Here is a 17,357-nt window from a genome sequence, read left to right as displayed (position 1 = left end):
CACGCCCCGCCCGCGCCCGTCCACGACCGGCGCGGGTTTTTCGCTTGGGCAGGTACGAATAAGTACCTGTGCTGAAGTTTGAGATTGGTCATGGTTTCTACGTATCTGAACGTGTTCAAAGTCTTCACTTTGAAGCGGGCGCGTCCGATATGGGGCCATGACTACCGCCGTCAGCCACCTGTCAGCCCCTGAGGCTGCACCGACCGCCTCGCGCCGGTCCTTTCGATTTCCCGCCCATTGGGCCCAGGCCGGTGCCTGCACCGCGATGGGCGCGGCCGGTGGCCTGTCCACCTGGGCCGCCAGCGGCTGGAGCTTGTGGGCCGGCATCGTCGGCCTCGGGCTGCTCGCGGCCGGCGTCATGTTCGACCGCCGCCGTGCAGGCAGCCAGCGTGCCCAGCAGGCCGCGCTGTCGCGCTACCTCGACGGCACCGAGCAGATCGGCCACCAGCTCGTGCCCGTGTGGGCCGGCCACATCGAGAACTCGCGCGCGCAGATGGAAGCGGCCATCTCGGCGCTGACCGAACGCTTCGCCGGCATCGTCGATCGGCTCGACCAGGCGATGAAGGCCTCGGCCATGGCGGGCGACGGCAATGGCGACAGCCAAGGCCTGGTCGCCGTCTTCGAGCGCAGCAGCACCGAACTCAACGCCGTGCTCGACTCGCTGCGGCGGGCCGTGGCCAGCAACGGCGCCATGCACAACGAAGTGCAAAGCCTCAACCGGTTCGTCGATGAACTGCATGCGATGGCGGCCGAGGTGGCCAGCATCGCCTCGCAGACCAACCTGCTGGCGATCAACGCGGCCATCGAGGCTGCGCACGCCGGCGAAAGCGGCCGCAGCTTCTCGGTGCTGGCGCAAGAAGTGCGCAAGCTCTCCGCCATGTCGGGCGAGACCGGCAAGCGCATGTCCGACAAGGTCAAGCTGATCGGCGCGGCCATCAGCCAGGCGCGCCAGGCCGCCGACCAGTCGGCCGTGCGCGAAGCCGAATCGCTGGCGAACTGCGAAGCCTCGATCGCCTCGGTGCTGGGCGGCTTTCGCGGCGTGACCGACGCGCTGGTCGAGTCGGCCGACGTGCTCAAGCGCGAGAGCCAGGGCATCCAGGGCGAGATTGGCGAGGCCCTGGTGCAGCTGCAGTTCCAAGACCGCGTGAGCCAGGTCATGACCCACGTGCGCCACAACCTCGAACGCCTGCCCGAAGCGCTGGCCGACAGCCGCGCCGCGCACGCAAAGGGCGGCGCCCTGCAGCCGGTCGATGCCGGCGCGCTGCTGGCCGAGCTTGAAAAGACCTACGCGATGGCCGAAGAACGCACCACCCACAGCGGCGGTCATGCCGGCGGGCCCAAAGAAGAAGAGATCACCTTCTTCTGAGCGGCACCCCACCACCGCGCCCCCAAGACAACCACCCCCACTTTTCTTCGACACCCGGGAGAACACGACATGGCCAAGTCCATCCTCATCGTTGACGACTCTGCCTCTGTGCGGCAAGTGGTCGGCATCTCGCTGCGCGGCGCCGGCTATGAGGTCATCGAGGGCTGCGACGGCAAAGACGCGCTCGGCAAGCTCAAGGGCCAGAAGGTGCACTTGATCATCAGCGACGTGAACATGCCCAACATGGACGGCATCAGCTTCGTCAAGGCCGTGAAAGAGCTGCCGGCCTACAAGTTCACGCCCATCGTGATGCTGACCACCGAGTCGCAAGAGAACAAGAAGAAGGAAGGCCAGGCCGCCGGCGCCAAGGCCTGGGTCGTCAAACCCTTCAAGCCCGACCAGCTCATGGGCGTCGTGCAAAAGCTCGTGCTGCCCTGAGCAGCCTGAGCGGACGCGGCCCGAGACGTCGCGCCCTCATGCCCGCCAAGGCCTGCCCCCATTCCAACCGCTGTCATCCGCTGTCAACCTGAATCCCTGGGAGGTTTCATGGGTTCCACCTCACGTGCGTCCAGTGCGCACCGCCTCGCCCTCGAAGGCGAACTCACCATCTACCGCGCCGCCGAGCTCAAGCCGGTGCTGCTGGCCGCGCTCGAAGGCCGGCAAGAAGTCGAATTCGACCTCTCGGGTGTCTCCGAGATCGACACCGCCGGCGTGCAACTGCTGGTGATGGCCAAGCGCGCTGCGCAGGCCCAGGGTGTGGCGCTGGCACTCACCGCGCACAGCCCCGGCGTCGTCGATGCGCTGCAGCTGCTCGACCTGGCCGCCTTCTTCGGCGACCCGCTGGTCGTTGCCTGATCGTCTGAACCACGGGACCCCGCATGAACCTCGACCAGGCCCTGCAAACCTTCTTCGCGGAAAGCCGCGAGCTGCTCGAAGAGATGGAAAGCGCCTTGCTGGCGCTCGGCCAGCAGAGCGATGCCGCTGAAACCGCCGAAACCGTCAACGCGATCTTCCGCGCCGCGCACACCATCAAAGGCTCGGCCGGGCTCTTCGGGCTGGACAGCGTGGTCGCCTTCACGCACGGCGTCGAGAGCGTGCTCGACGAAGTGCGCGACGGCCGCATCGCCACCAGCGACTCGCTCGTGGCGCTGATGCTTGGCTGCTGCGACCACATCCTCGCGCTCGTCGACGCGGTCGAGTCCGGCGACGCCGCCGACCCCGAACTGATCGCCCGCGGCGCGCCACTCACGGCGCAGCTCGACGCCTTGCTGGCCGCCCGAGGCGATGTGGTCACCACGCCGGAGCCGGTGTTCGAGCGCGTGGGCGGCAGCGGCCACGACGGTGATGCCTGGCACATCTCCGTGCGTTTCGGGCGCGACGTGCTGCGCAACGGCATGGACCCGATGGCCTTCATCCGCTATCTGGGCACGCTGGGCACCGTGACCGGCATCGTGACGCTGGTGGACGCAATGCCCGAGGCCGGCGAGATGGACCCGGAGTCGTGCTACCTCGGTTTCGAGATCGCCTTCAAGAGCACGGCCGACAAGGCCGCCATCGAGAACGTCTTCGAGTTCGTGCTCGACGACTGCCAGCTGCGCATCGTGCCGCCCAACAGCCAGATCGGCGAGTACATCGCGCTGCTCGAAGCCCCGCCCGAAGAATCGGTGCGCCTGGGCGAGCTGCTGGTGCGCTGCGGCACCGTGACCGCGCACGAGCTGAACGAAGCGCTGGCCGCGCAGGCGCGCAGCCTCGCGCAGCCGACGCCGCTGCTGGGCAGCATCCTGGTCGGCCAGGGCCGTGTGGCGCCGCCGGTGGTCGAGGCTGCGCTCGAGAAACAGAAACGCAGCAAAGACGCCAAGACGCAAGAGACGCAGTCGATCCGCGTCGATGCCGACAAGCTCGACCGGCTGATCAACCTGGTGGGCGAACTCATCATCGCGGCGGCCGGCGCCAACCTCGTGGCGCGCCGCACGCGCAACCCCGAGCTGCAAGAGCGCCACTCGACGCTGTCGGCCCTGGTCGAAGAGGTGCGCGACAGCGCGCTGCAACTGCGCATGGTCAAGATCGGCGCGACCTTCAACCGCTTCCAGCGTGTGGTGCACGATGTGGCCCGCGAACTGGGCAAAGACATCACCCTCGTCGTCAACGGCGAAGACACCGAGCTCGACAAGACCGTGGTCGAGAAGATCGGCGACCCGCTGACCCACCTGGTGCGCAACGCGGTCGACCACGGCATCGACGCCCCCGAGCTGCGCGCGCAGCGCGGCAAGCCGGCGCAGGGCACGGTGACGCTCAACGCGTACCACGACTCGGGCAGCATCGTCATCGAAGTCAGCGACGACGGCGGTGGCCTGAACCGCGAAAAGATCCTGGCCAAGGCGCAAGAGCGCGGCCTGATCGAAGCCGGCAAGTCGCTCACCGATGGCGAGATCTACGCGCTCATCTTCGAGCCCGGCTTCTCGACCGCCGAGCAGGTGACCAACCTGTCGGGCCGGGGCGTGGGCATGGACGTGGTCAAACGCAACATCGTCGCGCTGCGCGGCAGCGTGGACATCGCCAGCCAGGAAGGCCAGGGCACCACCGTGACCGTGCGCCTGCCGCTCACGCTGGCGATCATCAACGGCTTTCAGGTGGGCGTAGGCAAGTCGGTGTTCGTCGTGCCCATGGACATGGTGGACGAATGCGTCGAGTTCAACGCCGTGCCCGGCTACGACTACACCGACCTGCGCGGTGAGGTGTTGCCCTTCATTCGCCTGCGTGCACTGTTCGAAGTCGAAGGCGAGCCCTCGGCGCGCCAGAACATCGTCGTCGTCAAGCACGCGGGGCAGAAGTTCGGCCTCGTCGTCGATGCACTGCACGGCGAAGCACAGACCGTCATCAAGCCGCTCTCGAAGATGTTTGCCCACGTGCAAGGCATCAGCGGCTCGAGCATCTTGGGCAGCGGCGACGTGGCGCTGATTCTCGACGTACCGGCCTTGATGCAACGCGCGCAGCGCGTTGTGGCAGGGGCTGGCGCATCGGCAACCGCGGGGCTGGCACTGCCCGAGTGACGCCTTGCGTCAGCCCGTTTGTCATCACATCAGGGATTCACAAAAAATGTTCTCCAACCTCAGCATCGGCGTGCGTTTGATCGCCGGTTTCATCGTTGTTGCTGCGATCAGCGTGATCGTTGGTTTCATCGGCATCGCGAACACGCGTGACATGAGCGACAAAGCCGACGCCATGTACACGAACGAGTTGATGGGGCTTTCGCACATCAAGGAAGCCAACATCAACCTGATCTACGTGGGGCGTGCGCGTGGCAACTACTTGCTGGCGACGACGCACGAAGAGCGCGAGCGCCACAAGGCCTCGATCGCCAAGAGCACCGCGAATTTCAAGGACTACATCGAGAAGGCTCGGCCGCTGTTTGTCACCGACCGGGCCAAGGAAATCTTTTCGACCATCTCGCGCATCTCGGGCGACTACGACCGCGACATGCAGCGCGCGCTGTCGCTGGCGGCGACGAAGAAGCTGGCCGAGCAGGACGAAGGCCTGCACCAGGCGCTCGACAAAGTGCGCGAAGAGGCCAACAAGCTCGACGACTTGCTGAGCGAACTGACCGCGCAGAAAGAGAACCGCGCGAAGACAGCGCTGGAAGAAACCGAGGCCCTGTATCACGCTAGCCGCACGGTGATGATCGGCATCATCGTCGGCGGGGTGCTGCTGGGCGTGGTGCTGGGCTTCCTGATCAGTCGCAGCGTGACGCGCCCGCTGGGTCGCGCCGTCGATGCCGCCAACCGCCTGGCTGAAGGCGACCTGACGGTCCAGATCGAGGCCTTGGGCAAGGACGAAACGGCCCAGTTGTTGCGCGCCATGCAAAACATGGTCACCAAGCTCTCGCAGGTGGTGAGCGACGTGAACAGCGGCGCCCATGCCCTGGCCGGTGCCTCTGAAGAGGTGAGCGCGACCGCGCAGTCGCTGTCGCAGGCGTCGAGCGAGCAGGCGGCGGGGGTCGAAGAGACCAGCGCGTCGATCGAGCAGATGACCGCCTCGATCACGCAGAACACCGAGAACGCCAAGGTCACCGACGGCATGGCCACCAAGGCCGCGGCCGAAGCCACCGAGGGCGGTGAAGCTGTCAAGGCCACGGTGACGGCGATGAAGCAGATCGCGCAGAAGATCGGAATCATCGACGACATCGCGTACCAGACCAACCTGCTGGCGCTGAATGCGGCCATCGAAGCGGCGCGTGCCGGCGAGCACGGCAAGGGTTTCGCGGTGGTGGCCGCCGAAGTGCGCAAGCTGGCCGAGCGCAGCCAAGTCGCGGCGCAAGAGATCGGCGACGTGGCCGGATCGAGCGTCGAGCTGGCCGAGAAGGCCGGTCGCCTGCTCGACCAGATGGTGCCCAACATCAAGAAGACGAGCGACCTGGTTCAAGAGATCACCGCCGCGTCCGAAGAGCAGTCGTCGGGTGTCGGTCAGATCAACGCGGCCGTGAGCCAGTTGAGCCAGACGACGCAGCAAAACTCGTCATCGAGCGAAGAACTGGCGGCCACGGCCGAAGAGATGAGCTCGCAGGCCGAACAACTGCAGCAGACCATGGCCTTCTTCAAGCTCTCGGCGCAAGGCGCTTTGCGAACTGCGCCGGCCGAGCCACGCAAGCCCCAGCCCCCCAAGTCGAACGCGCGAAAGGCCTTGTCCACGCGCGGATCGGGAACCGGTTTCTCTCTCGCGGGCGGCATGGCGCTGGCCACTGCCGCTCCGGGAGACGAATCCCATTTCGTCAAGTTCTAAGGAGACGACGCCATGACAGCACTGGTTCAAACCGCCGCATCGAAAGCCGCCCAGAACGCGATGGTGGCCCAGCAGGCCGCCCGCGCGGCGCTGGAGCCCACGCAGTACCTGACCTTCATGCTTGCCGGTGAGGCGTTCGCCATCGGCATCCTCGCCATCAAGGAAATCATCGAGTACCACTCGCTGACCGAGGTGCCGATGATGCCGCCCAGCGTGCGTGGCGTGATCAACCTGCGCGGCGCGGTCGTGCCGGTGGTGGACCTGCTCGCGCGCTTCGGCCGCCAGGCCAGCCCGGTGACCAAACGCACCTGCATCGTCATCGTCGAGGTCGAGTCCGGCGACGAGCGCCAGGTGATCGGCGTGGTGGTCGATGCCGTCAACGAAGTGCTCGACATCGACTCCGCCGACATCGAGCCGGCGCCCTCGTTCGGCGCGCGCATTCGAACCGACTTCATCCAGGGCATGGGCAAAGTCAAGGGCAAGTTCGTGATCCTGCTGAACGTGGACCAGGTGCTGGCCCTCGATGACCTGGCCAGCCTGGGTGAGATGGGCGAGCCGGTGGCCGCTGGCGAAGCCTCGGTGCGCTGAGCCTTATTCAAAACCTGTGACGGAGTGAACGCACGATGCTGAACAACCTGAAGGTGGGAACGCGGCTGGGCCTGGGTTTCGGCTTTCTCGCGCTGTTGTTGCTGGTGGTGGCGGTGTTGGGGCTGGCGCGCATGTCGGGCCTGAACGACAGCCTCGAGCTGATCGTCAAGGACCGCTATGCGAAGGTGGTGCTGGCCAACACGATCAACAGCCAGGTCAACAACATCGCGCGCTTCATGCGCAACGCGATCATTTCGGACGACGCGGCGCGTGCCCGCGAAGAGTTCGACAACATCCACGCCGCTCGCAAGTCGATCGGCGAGACCGTCGAGCAGATGGACCGGGTGGTGAAGCTGGAGAAGGGCATCGCCATCCTCCGGCAGATCAAGGACAGCCGCGCCAAGTTCATCGAAGGCCAGGAACGCATCATCGGCCTCGTGCAGGCCGGCAAGCGCGACGAGGCCGGCCGCGTGCTGCTGGGCGAGCTGCAGCCGGTGCTGCGCGCCTACACCGCCAACGTGCAAGCCTTGGCCGACTTTCAGGGCGAACTGATGGTGCAGGCCAGTACCGAGGCGGCCGAACAGTACCGCAGCGCGCGCAACCTGACGCTCGGCCTGATCGTGCTCGCGCTCGGCGTGGCAGCCGGGGCGGGCTACTGGACGACGCGCAGCATCACGCGGCAATTGGGCGGCGAACCCGACTACGCGGCCGCCGTGCTGGCCAAGGTGGTCGAAGGCGACCTGTCGGTGGACGTGGCCACGCGTCCCGGCGACACCACGAGCATGCTGGTGGCGGTGAAAGGCACCGTGAGCCAGTTGCGCCAGGTGATCGCCGAAGTGGGCGAGGTGATGGGCGGGGTGGCGCAGGGCGACCTCACGCAAACCATCAAGGGTGACTACAAGGGCGAGTTCGCCCAGATCCGCGACCACGTCAACACCACCATCGACAAGCTGTCGCAGGTGGTGACCGAGGTCAACGGCAGCGCCGAAGCCCTGGCCGGCGCGTCTGAAGAGGTGAGCGCGACCGCGCAGTCGCTGTCTCAAGCGTCGAGCGAGCAGGCGGCGGGGGTCGAAGAGACCAGCGCGTCGATTGAGCAGATGACGGCCTCGATCTCGCAGAACACCGAAAACGCCAAGATCACCGATGGCATGGCCACCAAGGCCGCGGCCGAAGCCACCGAGGGCGGTGAAGCTGTCAAGGCCACGGTGACGGCGATGAAGCAGATCGCGCAGAAGATCGGAATCATCGACGACATCGCGTACCAGACCAACCTGCTGGCGCTGAATGCGGCCATCGAAGCGGCGCGTGCCGGCGAGCACGGCAAGGGTTTCGCGGTGGTGGCCGCCGAAGTGCGCAAGCTGGCCGAGCGCAGCCAAGTCGCGGCGCAAGAGATCGGCGATGTGGCCGGATCGAGCGTCGAGCTTGCCGAGAAGGCCGGTCGCCTGCTCGACCAGATGGTGCCCAACATCAAGAAGACGAGCGACCTGGTTCAAGAGATCACCGCCGCGTCCGAAGAGCAGTCGTCGGGTGTCGGGCAGATCAACGCGGCCGTGAGCCAGTTGAGCCAGACGACGCAGCAGAACGCGTCATCGAGCGAAGAACTGGCCGCCACGGCCGAAGAGATGAGCTCGCAGGCCGAGCAGCTGCAGCAGGCGATGGCGTTCTTCAAGCTGGCGGGGGGCTCGGCGCCGCTGCGCGGTGCCGCCGAGGCCAGCGCGGTGCGCATGCCTTTGCGCAAAGGGGCGGGCGGCAGCCGCGCCCCCATCGTGATCGGGAAGTCGGCGGGCCGTGGCCCAGGGGTGGGGGCCGACACGGGCGCGTCGAAAGGGGTGGGCTTCGCCCTCAGCCCCAACGGCGCGGTGGATGAGTCGCAGTTCGTCAGGTACTGACACGTGACTCGGGAGGGGCGCGGTCTTGCCCCATGACGAATAAGCTGAAAAAAGGGGTTCTGTGATGAACTGGTTCTTGCGAATGAAGCTTGCGAACAAGCTGCTGACGACTTTCCTGCTGTGCTCGGCCATCACGGTCGGCGTGGGCATCTACGGGCTCACACGGCTGGCTGAAGCGGGCGAACGCCTGCGGCACGTGTACGAGAACAACGTGGTGCCTTCGCAGCAGATGGCCGAAGCGGGCGCGCGCTTGAGCGCCCATTCGCGGGCCTATGTACGGCTGCCATCGATCCGCGATGCGGCCGAGCAGAAAGACACGGTCAAGCGTGCCGACAGCCACATGCACAAGTTCCAGGAGCAGATCAAGGCCTACCGCTCGTCGGTGCTGAGCGAGAAGGAGGCCGAGCTGACCAAAGAACTCGACAAGCTGCTCGTCAACTACCTGGCCCAGAACGAGAAGGTCGCCAACTTGGCTGGCGATGGCAAGTACGAGCAGGCGGCCGAGGTCAGCAACAACGCCGCGCGCCAAGCGGTGGCGGCAGTCGAAGCGAACATCGCGTCCACCATCAATGAAATGACGCAGCAGGCCGCCGCGTCGTACGCGGGGGCCGTGAAGATCGAAAGCCAGACCCGCGTGCTGATGTGGGGCGTGATCGTCGTGGCGGTGCTGCTTGCGGTGGCGCTGGGCCTGCTGGTCACCCGCATCGTGGTGCGCCAGATCGGCGGCGAGCCCGACCATGCAGCGCGCCTGCTGCGCCAGGTGGCCGACGGCGACCTCACGGCCGACGTGGCGCTGCGCGTTGGCGACGACAGCAGCCTGCTGCACGCGCTGAAGCAGATGATCCAACGCCTGCGCCAGGTGATCGACGGCCAGCGCGAGGTGGTGACCGCCGCCAACCGCGGTGACTTCAAGTCACGCATCGACCTCAACGGCCTGCAGGGCTTTCAGCGCGAAATGGGCGAGGGCCTGAACACGCTGGCCGCCACCACCGGTGCCAGCATCGACGACGTGGTGCGTGTGATGGGGGCGCTGTCGCAAGGCGACCTCACCAAGACCATCACTGCCGACTACCAGGGCGCGTTCGGCGAGATGAAGTCGTACGTCAACAACACGGTGGGCAAGCTCGCCGAGGTGGTGGCTGAAGTCAACAGCAGCGCCGAGTCGCTGGCCGGCGCGTCTGAGGAGGTGAGTGCCACGGCGCAGTCGCTGTCGCAAGCCGCGAGCGAACAGGCCTCGGGCGTCGAAGAGACCAGCGCGTCGATCGAGCAGATGACCGCCTCGATCTCGCAGAACACCGAGAACGCCAAGGTCACCGACGGCATGGCCACCAAGGCTGCGGCCGAAGCCACCGAAGGCGGCGAGGCGGTGAAGGCGACCGTGAGCGCGATGAAGCAGATCGCGCAGAAGATCGGAATCATCGACGACATCGCGTACCAGACCAACCTGCTGGCGCTGAATGCGGCCATCGAAGCGGCGCGTGCCGGCGAGCACGGCAAGGGCTTCGCGGTGGTGGCCGCCGAAGTGCGCAAGCTGGCCGAGCGCAGCCAAGTCGCGGCGCAAGAGATCGGCGACGTGGCCGGATCGAGCGTCGAGCTGGCCGAGAAGGCCGGTCGCCTGCTCGACCAGATGGTGCCCAACATCAAGAAGACGAGCGACCTGGTTCAAGAGATCACCGCCGCGTCCGAAGAACAGTCATCGGGTGTGGGTCAGATCAACGCGGCCGTGAGCCAGTTGAGCCAGACGACGCAGCAGAACGCGTCGTCGAGCGAAGAGCTGGCGGCCACGGCCGAAGAGATGAGCTCGCAGGCCGAGCAGCTGCAACAGACGATGGCCTTCTTCAGCCTGTCGCAAGGCAGCGCTGCGGTGGGCGCGGCCTCACGTGCGTCGGCTCGCAAGAGCCCGGGTGCCCGCGCGCCGATCGTGATGGGCAAGCCGGGTGCGAAGAAAAGCGTGGCGGCCGACCCCTTCAAGGGCGACAGCGGCACCGGCTTTTCGCTGAGCACCGGCGGCGTGCTCGACGAATCTCAGTTCGCGCGGTACTGAGGCGACAGGAAAGCCTCTCGCCCCGTCGATTCACGGCGGGTCGGGGGAAGAAGCAGCGCCCCACGAAGGGCGCGTCTTGCAGGTAATCGACAACAGGGAGTTGTGTGATGTTGCAGATCAAATCGACCCGTCGGGTTCAGAGGGAAGAGGCTGCAGCAGCCGACGCCCTGGAAGTTCATTTCACGCGCGTGCTGGTGCAGGCCGCCGAGGGCGAGCTGTCCCAGCGCGTGGACCCGCTGCGCCTGCCGCCCGCGTTGCGCGGCGCGGCCGAAGCGGTGAACCGCTTGCTGAAGAACGTGCAGTCCCTGCACGACGACATGAACCGCATGAGCGGCGAGCATGCGAAGGGCGACATCGACGTCACCATTGACACGCAGCGCCACCACGGCGAGTTGCGCGACATGGCTTCTGCCGTCAATGAGATGGTCGGCGCACACATCGCAGTGAAGAAGCTGGCGATGGGCGTGGTGGCCGAGTTCGGCAAGGGCAACTTCGATGCGCCGCTGGCGCAGTTGCCGGGCAAGAAGGCCTTCATCAACGACACCATCGAGAAGGTGCGCGGCAACCTCAAGGGGTTGATCGCCGAGATGAACCACATGTCGGTGGAGCATGAAAAGGGCGACATCGACGTGGTCATCGACACGAACAAGTTCGACGGCCAGTTTCGCACCATGGCGCAGGGAATCAACGCGATGGTCGCGGCGCACATCGGCGTGAAGAAGCTGGCGATGGGCGTGGTGGCCGAGTTCGGCAAAGGCAACTTCGAAGCGCCGCTGGCACAACTGCCGGGCAAGAAGGCCTTCATCAACGACACCATCGAAAAGGTGCGGCGCAACCTGAAGGGCCTGATCGCCGAGATGAACCGCATGTCGTCCGAGCATGAGAAGGGCGACATCGACGTGGTGATCGACGCGAACAAGTTCGAGGGCGACTTCCGCACCATGGCGGTCGGCGTGAACGAGATGGTCGCGGCCCACATCGGCGTGAAGAAGCTGGCGATGGGCGTGGTGGCCGAGTTCGGCCGCGGGAACTTCGACGCGCCGATGGCGCGCCTGCCGGGCAAGAAGGCCTTCATCAACGACACCATCGAACAGGCGCGCACCAACCTGCGCAGCGTGGCCGATGTGGTCGAAGTGATGGGCGCGATGGCCGAGGGCGACCTCACGCGCAAGGTCGAAGGCCGCTACGAGGGTACCTTCGCCGACATGCAGCGCTTCGTGAACGCGATGATCCAGAAGCTGTCCGACGTGGTCACCGAAGTCAACAACGGCGCCGAAGCCTTGGCCGGCGCGTCTGAAGAGGTCAGCGCCACGGCGCAGACCTTGTCGCAGGCGTCGAGCGAACAGGCGGCGGGGGTCGAAGAGACCAGCGCGTCGATTGAGCAGATGACCGCCTCGATCACGCAGAACACCGAGAACGCCAAGGTCACGGATGGCATGGCCACCAAGGCCGCGGCCGAAGCCACCGAGGGCGGTGAAGCCGTGAAGGCCACGGTGACGGCGATGAAGCAGATCGCGCAGAAGATCGGGATCATCGACGACATCGCGTACCAGACCAACCTGCTGGCGCTGAATGCGGCCATCGAAGCGGCACGTGCCGGCGAGCACGGCAAGGGTTTCGCGGTGGTGGCCGCCGAAGTGCGCAAGCTGGCCGAGCGCAGCCAAGTCGCGGCGCAAGAGATTGGCGACGTGGCCGGATCGAGCGTCGAGCTGGCCGAGAAAGCGGGACGATTGCTCGACCAGATGGTGCCCAACATCAAGAAGACGAGCGACCTGGTTCAAGAGATCACCGCCGCGTCCGAAGAACAGTCATCGGGTGTGGGCCAGATCAATTCCGCCGTGAGCCAGCTGTCGCAAACCACGCAACAGAACGCGTCGTCGTCGGAAGAACTCGCCGCCACCGCAGAAGAGTTGAGCTCGCACGCTGAGCAGCTGCGTCGCACGATGGCGTTCTTCCAGCTGGCGGGCAACCAGGCGCCGGCCGCGATGCCGCAGCGCGTGGCTGGCCGCACGGTGGGCACGTCGCGGGGCGCGGTCGGGGCGAAGTCGGGTGCACGCAAGGCTTCGCCGGTCGATCCGTTCAAGAGTCAAGGCACGAACGGCTTCGCGCTCAACACGAACGGCGCGCTCGACGAGTCGAACTTCACCCGGTACTGATTGTTTCGTCCACCACCTGTTGAAGGCATCCGAGGCGCGCCGTGATCCATTCCATCAGCGACAAAGAGTTCGGCAATTTCCAGCGGTTCATCTATGACGCGGCGGGCATCACCTTGTCTCCCGCCAAGAAAGCCCTGGTGTGCGGCCGGCTCGCCAAGCGCCTGCAGGTGCGGCAGCTCGACAGCTTCGGCGCCTATTTCGAGTTGCTCGACAGCGGCCGCGACCAGGGCGAGGTGCAGACGGCCGTTGATCTGCTGACCACCAACGAGACCTACTTCTTCCGCGAGCCCAAGCACTTCGAGCTGTTGCGCGACCTGGCCGTGGCCGCGCGCGGCAAGGCGCAGCCGTTCCGCGTGTGGAGCGCCGCCTGCTCGACCGGCGAAGAGCCGTACTCGATGGCGATGGTGCTGGCCGAGATGCTGGGCGACAGCCCGTGGGAGGTGGTCGGCACAGACATCAGCACCCGCGTGCTGGCGCGCGCGCGCACCGGCCACTACCCGCTGGAACGCACGCGTCACATCTCGCAGGCCTTGCTCAAGCGCTACTGCCTGCGCGGCATGGGCCCGCAAGACGGCACCCTGCTGGTGGACAAGTCGCTGCGCCGCCGGGTGCAGTTTTCGCAGGTCAACCTGAACCAGGCTCTGCCTGCGATGGCGCCCTTCGACGTGATCTTCCTGCGCAACGTGATGATCTATTTCAACGGCGACACCAAGCGCCAGGTCGTCGCGCGCATCCTCTCGCTGCTCAAGCCCGGTGGCTACTTCTGCATCGGGCACTCCGAGAGCCTGAACGACATCAGCAATGCGGTGAAGCAGGTGGCTCCGTCGATCTACATCAAACCCTGACCTCGGGGGGCATGTGTGGACCGACTCCCAGCGTCTGGAAGTGACGCTCAAACCCGGCGAGTACGCCGTGGGCGACGCGCGCTGTCGCATGCGCACGGTGCTGGGCTCGTGCGTGTCGATCACGCTGTGGCACCCGATCTACCGCGTGGGCGCGATGTCGCACTTCCTGCTGGCCAGGCGCGACCGAGAACGCAACGGGCCGCTCGACGCGCGCTACGGGGAAGAGGCGCTGCTCTTGATGCTCGACCAGATCCGGCGAGCCGATCTGGTCATCACGCACTTCGAGGCCAAGATCTTCGGCGGTGGCGACATGTTTCCCGACCAGCTGGCGGCCTCGGCACAGCGCGTGGGCCGGGCCAACGGCGAAGCGGCGCGGCGCCTGCTGCTCGCGCACCGCATCCCGATCCACTCCGAAAGCCTGTTCGGCGTCGGGCATCGCCAGATCGTCTTCGACGTGGCGACCGGCGACGTCTGGGTTCGACAAACCCGATCCTCATGAACGCCGCCTACACCGAAGGCGCAGGAGCCTGCCCATGACCACCGCCTCCCGCCCGATCCGCGTGATGGTGATCGACGACTCGGCCGTCGTGCGCCAGGTCGTCACCGGGCTGCTCGAACGCGCCCCGGGCATCGAGGTCATGGCCGCCGTGGCCGACCCGGTGCTGGCCATCGAACGCCTGAAGCTCGACTGGCCCGACGTGATCGTGCTCGACGTCGAAATGCCGCGCATGGACGGCATCACCTTCCTGAAGCTCGTGATGCAGCAAAAGCCGACGCCGGTGGTGATCTGCTCGACGCTGACCGAGAAAGGTGCCAAGACCACGATGGAGGCCATGGCCGCAGGCGCCGTGGCCATCATGACCAAGCCCAAGGTCGGCTTGAAAGACTTCCTGGCCGAAGCCGCCGACGAGCTGGCGAACACCGTGCGCGCCGCGGCGCGCGCCAATGTGCGCCGCCTGCGGCCGCGCGAGCCGATGGGCCCGGTGCCGGCCAAGCAGACGGCCGACGTGATCTTGCCGCCGGCCACGCGCGCGATGACCCAGACCACCGAGCGTGTTGTGGCGCTGGGCACTTCGACCGGCGGAACGCAGGCGCTCGAAGAGGTGCTGACCGCCTTGCCGCGCGTGTCGCCCGGCATCGTGATCGTGCAGCACATGCCCGAGAAGTTCACCGCGGCCTTTGCCGCGCGGCTCGACTCGCTGTGCCAGATCACCGTCAAAGAGGCCGAGCACAACGACCGCGTGTTGCCGGGCCGTGCGCTCATCGCCCCCGGCGGCAAGCACATGCTGCTCAAGCGCAGCGGCGCCTACTACCACGTGGACGTGATCGACGGCCCGCTGGTCAACCGCCACCGGCCTTCGGTGGATGTGCTGTTTCGCTCGGTCGCCAAGAGCGCCGGGGCGAACGCGCTCGGCGTCATCATGACCGGCATGGGCGACGATGGCGCGGCGGGCCTGCTGGAGATGCGCAACGTCGGCGCGCGCACGCTCGCGCAAGACGAAGAGAGCTGCGTGGTGTTCGGCATGCCGAAAGAGGCCATCAAGCGCGGCGGTGTCGAGCGCACGCTGCCGCTGTCGGCGGTGGCCGGCGAGATCGTCAAACAGCTCTGAACCGCACGACCGGCGCGCCCACGAAAGAGGGCCGGCAGAGCCGGCCCTTGCGGGGTGTGTTGCCGGGGGTGGCTCAGGCGAGCGCCGGCATGCGGTTCGTCGAAGGCTGTGCGGCGCGGCGTGCGAAACGAAGCACTGCAAACAAGCCCAAGGCCATGAGCGCCCAGGTCGAGGGCTCGGGCACGGGCGTGATGACGTAACCCGTGGGCGACGCGGCCACCGGCGTCAGCAGGTAGTTGATGCCGTCGCTGCCGGCGGCCAGCACGCGGCCCAGGTCATCGATGTCGAGTGCGCCGGTGAAGAGGGCGCCGCCCGGCAGCGTGGCCAACGAGTTCAGCGCGATCAGGTCGGTGCCATTGGCCCCGGTCAGGAACGACTGGCCCGCGATGCGCCCGATGGCTTGGCCCAGCACGTTCACGTCCACCACGCTGCTGTAGAGGCCGCAGTAGGTGTCGAGGCAATGGCTCGCGTCGCCGCCGAAGAAGTTCATGCCGGCACCGTTGGGACCGGTCAGGAAGCCCTGGTAGTACGAGTCGCCGTACTGGCCGGTGACGCCCCACACGTAGCCGGCCTGGTTCATGCCGAACACGCGCACGTCTTCGCTGCCGTTGCTGAGGGTTTGCCAAGCGCCGTCGGTGCCGACGAAGAAGCCGCGCGGGCCGAGGGCGCCGCTGTAGTCGGCGGCGGTGGTGCCGGCGATCTGGCCGGCGTTGTTGATGAGCAGTGCGTTCTGGCCCGTGCCGCCCGGCGAGATCCAGGGGGCGGGGTTGCCGATGGCCTCCACGCTGCCGTCGGCATGGGTGACGATGGCCTGCGACGCGAAGCCGTAGCCCCAGGGCACGGTCACGTCGGTGACGCTCACGGTTTGTCCGCTGGCGTTGGTCTGCGTGACGGACGTGGAGATCGAGGGCTGCGACCCTGCGCTGGTGACCGAGTACTGGGCGCTGGCCGCGCCGGCCAGGAGGCACAAGGCCCAACCCGCCGCCTGGACGAGAACTTTCATGACTGACTCCCTTGGATTGAAATTCCGACGCGAGTATTCACAAACATGTGGCGGACACACACCCCCACTCGCGGGGGGCATCGGGGTATTCGGGCTTTCACAAGACGATGGCCGAAACGAAACCGAAATAGATGACAAGGCTCAGCACATCCTGAATGATGGTGGCGAGCGGCCCGCTGCCATACGCCGGGTCGCGGCCCAGGCGGTGCAAGAGCCAGGGCAGCGCGAAGCCCAGCACGGCGGCGACCATGCTGGCGCAGGCGAGGGCGCCGGCCACGGCCAGCGCCAGCGGCAGGTCGCCGAAGACGGCCCACACCATCGGAAACGCCAACAGAGCCAGCACCGCGCCGATCAGAAAGCCGGTGCGCAACTCGCCCGCCGTCAGGCGCGCGAGGCCGCCGTGGCTGAGCGAGAGGCCGCGCACGGTGATGGCCTCGCTCTGCGTGCCGATGGCATCGGCCATGTAGACCAGGCCCGGCACGAAGAAGGCCAGCTCGGGCTTGATCGCCAGTGCCGTTTCGAAGCGCGCGACGATGCCGGTGGCAAGCACGCTGCCGGCCAGGCCCACCAGCAGCCAGGGCAGGCGGTGCCGCACGCGGCGAAGCGGCGGGTCTTCGAGCGCCTCGCGCGCCTGCTCGGTTTCGAGCGCGACGCCGGCGATGCGGTGCAGGTCTTCGACGTGCTCTCGGCGCAACACGCGCATCAGCGTTTGCGGGCCCACCACGCCGACGAGGCGGTGCGTGGCGTCCACGACCGGAATGGCCGCCAGCCGGTGGTGCAGCACCTGCGTGGCCATCTTTTCCTGGTCGGCCTCGGGCAGCATGTGCGGGCCGCCGCGGCGCATCGCGTGATCGACGATGGCGTCGTCGGGCAAGGCCGACAGCTGCTGTGGCGTCAGCGTACCCAGCAGGTGGCCTTGGGCATCGACCACGCAGAGCAGGTCCCACTCGTGCGAGTGGCCGCTGCGCAGGCGCTCGCGCACGCTGGCCGCGCGTTCGCCCGGGTGGGCCAGCAATGCATATGGGCTGATGTGCGCGGCTGAGGTTTCTGAAGCGCGTCGAAGGCGGGGTCGGGCCATGG

The 17,357-nt window shown here is 66.7% G+C and carries 13 protein-coding genes and 2 pseudogenes; 13 read left to right on the top strand and 2 right to left on the bottom strand.

Features of this window, described 5'->3' with window-relative positions; translation table 11 throughout:
• Nucleotides 1-157: 157 nt before the first annotated feature.
• The 13 genes and pseudogenes from AC1KAT_RS09870 (at nt 158) to AC1KAT_RS09810 (ending at nt 15,274) form a co-directional block, all read left to right on the top strand.
• Nucleotides 158-1,366 carry a methyl-accepting chemotaxis protein gene (locus AC1KAT_RS09870; RefSeq protein ID WP_480325298.1) on the top strand — a complete coding sequence of 403 codons (1,209 nt, stop codon included), beginning with the start codon at nt 158-160 and terminating at the stop codon, nt 1,364-1,366.
• A gap of 69 nt (nt 1,367-1,435) precedes the next feature.
• Nucleotides 1,436-1,804: a response regulator gene (locus AC1KAT_RS09865; RefSeq protein WP_480325296.1), complete on the top strand. Its 369-nt coding sequence runs from the start codon at nt 1,436-1,438 to the stop codon at nt 1,802-1,804.
• 108 nt (nt 1,805-1,912) lie between these two features.
• Nucleotides 1,913-2,221 carry an STAS domain-containing protein gene (locus AC1KAT_RS09860; protein ID WP_480325294.1) on the top strand — a complete coding sequence of 103 codons (309 nt, stop codon included), beginning with the start codon at nt 1,913-1,915 and terminating at the stop codon, nt 2,219-2,221.
• Nucleotides 2,222-2,244: 23 nt separating this feature from the next.
• Nucleotides 2,245-4,416 carry a chemotaxis protein CheA gene (locus AC1KAT_RS09855; protein ID WP_480325292.1) on the top strand — a complete coding sequence of 724 codons (2,172 nt, stop codon included), beginning with the start codon at nt 2,245-2,247 and terminating at the stop codon, nt 4,414-4,416.
• 46 nt (nt 4,417-4,462) lie between these two features.
• Nucleotides 4,463-6,142 (top strand): methyl-accepting chemotaxis protein, encoded by a 1,680-nt coding sequence (locus tag AC1KAT_RS09850; RefSeq protein WP_480325290.1) that lies wholly within the window; start codon nt 4,463-4,465, stop codon nt 6,140-6,142.
• Between the two features lie 12 nt (nt 6,143-6,154).
• Nucleotides 6,155-6,730, top strand: coding sequence for a chemotaxis protein CheW (locus AC1KAT_RS09845; RefSeq protein WP_480325288.1), 576 nt, complete (start codon nt 6,155-6,157; stop codon nt 6,728-6,730).
• 35 nt (nt 6,731-6,765) lie between these two features.
• Nucleotides 6,766-8,619 carry a methyl-accepting chemotaxis protein gene (locus tag AC1KAT_RS09840; RefSeq protein ID WP_480325286.1) on the top strand — a complete coding sequence of 618 codons (1,854 nt, stop codon included), beginning with the start codon at nt 6,766-6,768 and terminating at the stop codon, nt 8,617-8,619.
• Nucleotides 8,620-8,683: 64 nt separating this feature from the next.
• Nucleotides 8,684-9,211 (top strand): annotated as a pseudogene (locus tag AC1KAT_RS09835) (MCP four helix bundle domain-containing protein); the annotation flags it as partial.
• Between the two features lie 294 nt (nt 9,212-9,505).
• Nucleotides 9,506-10,663, top strand: a pseudogene (locus AC1KAT_RS09830) (methyl-accepting chemotaxis protein); the annotation flags it as partial.
• Nucleotides 10,664-10,770: 107 nt separating this feature from the next.
• Complete coding sequence (locus AC1KAT_RS09825) at nt 10,771-12,819, top strand: methyl-accepting chemotaxis protein (RefSeq protein WP_480325283.1); 2,049 nt, start codon at nt 10,771-10,773, stop codon at nt 12,817-12,819.
• A gap of 44 nt (nt 12,820-12,863) precedes the next feature.
• Nucleotides 12,864-13,664, top strand: a complete 801-nt coding sequence (locus AC1KAT_RS09820) for a CheR family methyltransferase (RefSeq protein WP_480326531.1) — start codon at nt 12,864-12,866, stop codon at nt 13,662-13,664.
• Nucleotides 13,665-13,677: 13 nt separating this feature from the next.
• Complete coding sequence (locus tag AC1KAT_RS09815) at nt 13,678-14,163, top strand: chemotaxis protein CheD (protein ID WP_480325281.1); 486 nt, start codon at nt 13,678-13,680, stop codon at nt 14,161-14,163.
• 34 nt (nt 14,164-14,197) lie between these two features.
• A complete protein-coding gene (locus AC1KAT_RS09810; RefSeq protein WP_480325279.1) occupies nt 14,198-15,274 on the top strand; it encodes a protein-glutamate methylesterase/protein-glutamine glutaminase in 1,077 nt (358 codons plus the stop codon).
• A gap of 73 nt (nt 15,275-15,347) precedes the next feature.
• Here AC1KAT_RS09810 and AC1KAT_RS09805 read toward each other — a convergent pair whose 3' ends face one another.
• On the bottom strand, nt 15,348-16,277 hold the full coding sequence (locus AC1KAT_RS09805) for a PEP-CTERM sorting domain-containing protein (protein ID WP_480325277.1): 930 nt from the start codon (nt 16,275-16,277) through the stop codon (nt 15,348-15,350).
• A 97-nt stretch (nt 16,278-16,374) separates the two neighbouring features.
• A complete protein-coding gene (locus tag AC1KAT_RS09800; protein WP_480325275.1) occupies nt 16,375-17,355 on the bottom strand; it encodes a magnesium transporter in 981 nt (326 codons plus the stop codon).
• Between the last annotated feature and the right edge of the window lie 2 nt (nt 17,356-17,357).

Source organism: Piscinibacter sp. PDB5-1, assembly GCF_056676035.1.
Note: the sequence above shows the minus strand (reverse complement) of the source record. Positions and strands in the feature narration are given on the sequence as shown.

Coding starts and splice junctions, on each gene's coding strand:
- AC1KAT_RS09870 (WP_480325298.1), top strand. CDS start 158: ATGACTACCGCCGTCAGCCACCTGTCAGCCCCTGAGGCTGCACCGACC.
- AC1KAT_RS09865 (WP_480325296.1), top strand. CDS start 1,436: ATGGCCAAGTCCATCCTCATCGTTGACGACTCTGCCTCTGTGCGGCAA.
- AC1KAT_RS09860 (WP_480325294.1), top strand. CDS start 1,913: ATGGGTTCCACCTCACGTGCGTCCAGTGCGCACCGCCTCGCCCTCGAA.
- AC1KAT_RS09855 (WP_480325292.1), top strand. CDS start 2,245: ATGAACCTCGACCAGGCCCTGCAAACCTTCTTCGCGGAAAGCCGCGAG.
- AC1KAT_RS09850 (WP_480325290.1), top strand. CDS start 4,463: ATGTTCTCCAACCTCAGCATCGGCGTGCGTTTGATCGCCGGTTTCATC.
- AC1KAT_RS09845 (WP_480325288.1), top strand. CDS start 6,155: ATGACAGCACTGGTTCAAACCGCCGCATCGAAAGCCGCCCAGAACGCG.
- AC1KAT_RS09840 (WP_480325286.1), top strand. CDS start 6,766: ATGCTGAACAACCTGAAGGTGGGAACGCGGCTGGGCCTGGGTTTCGGC.
- AC1KAT_RS09825 (WP_480325283.1), top strand. CDS start 10,771: ATGTTGCAGATCAAATCGACCCGTCGGGTTCAGAGGGAAGAGGCTGCA.
- AC1KAT_RS09810 (WP_480325279.1), top strand. CDS start 14,198: ATGACCACCGCCTCCCGCCCGATCCGCGTGATGGTGATCGACGACTCG.
- AC1KAT_RS09805 (WP_480325277.1), bottom strand. CDS start 16,277: ATGAAAGTTCTCGTCCAGGCGGCGGGTTGGGCCTTGTGCCTCCTGGCC.
- AC1KAT_RS09800 (WP_480325275.1), bottom strand. CDS start 17,355: ATGGCCCGACCCCGCCTTCGACGCGCTTCAGAAACCTCAGCCGCGCAC.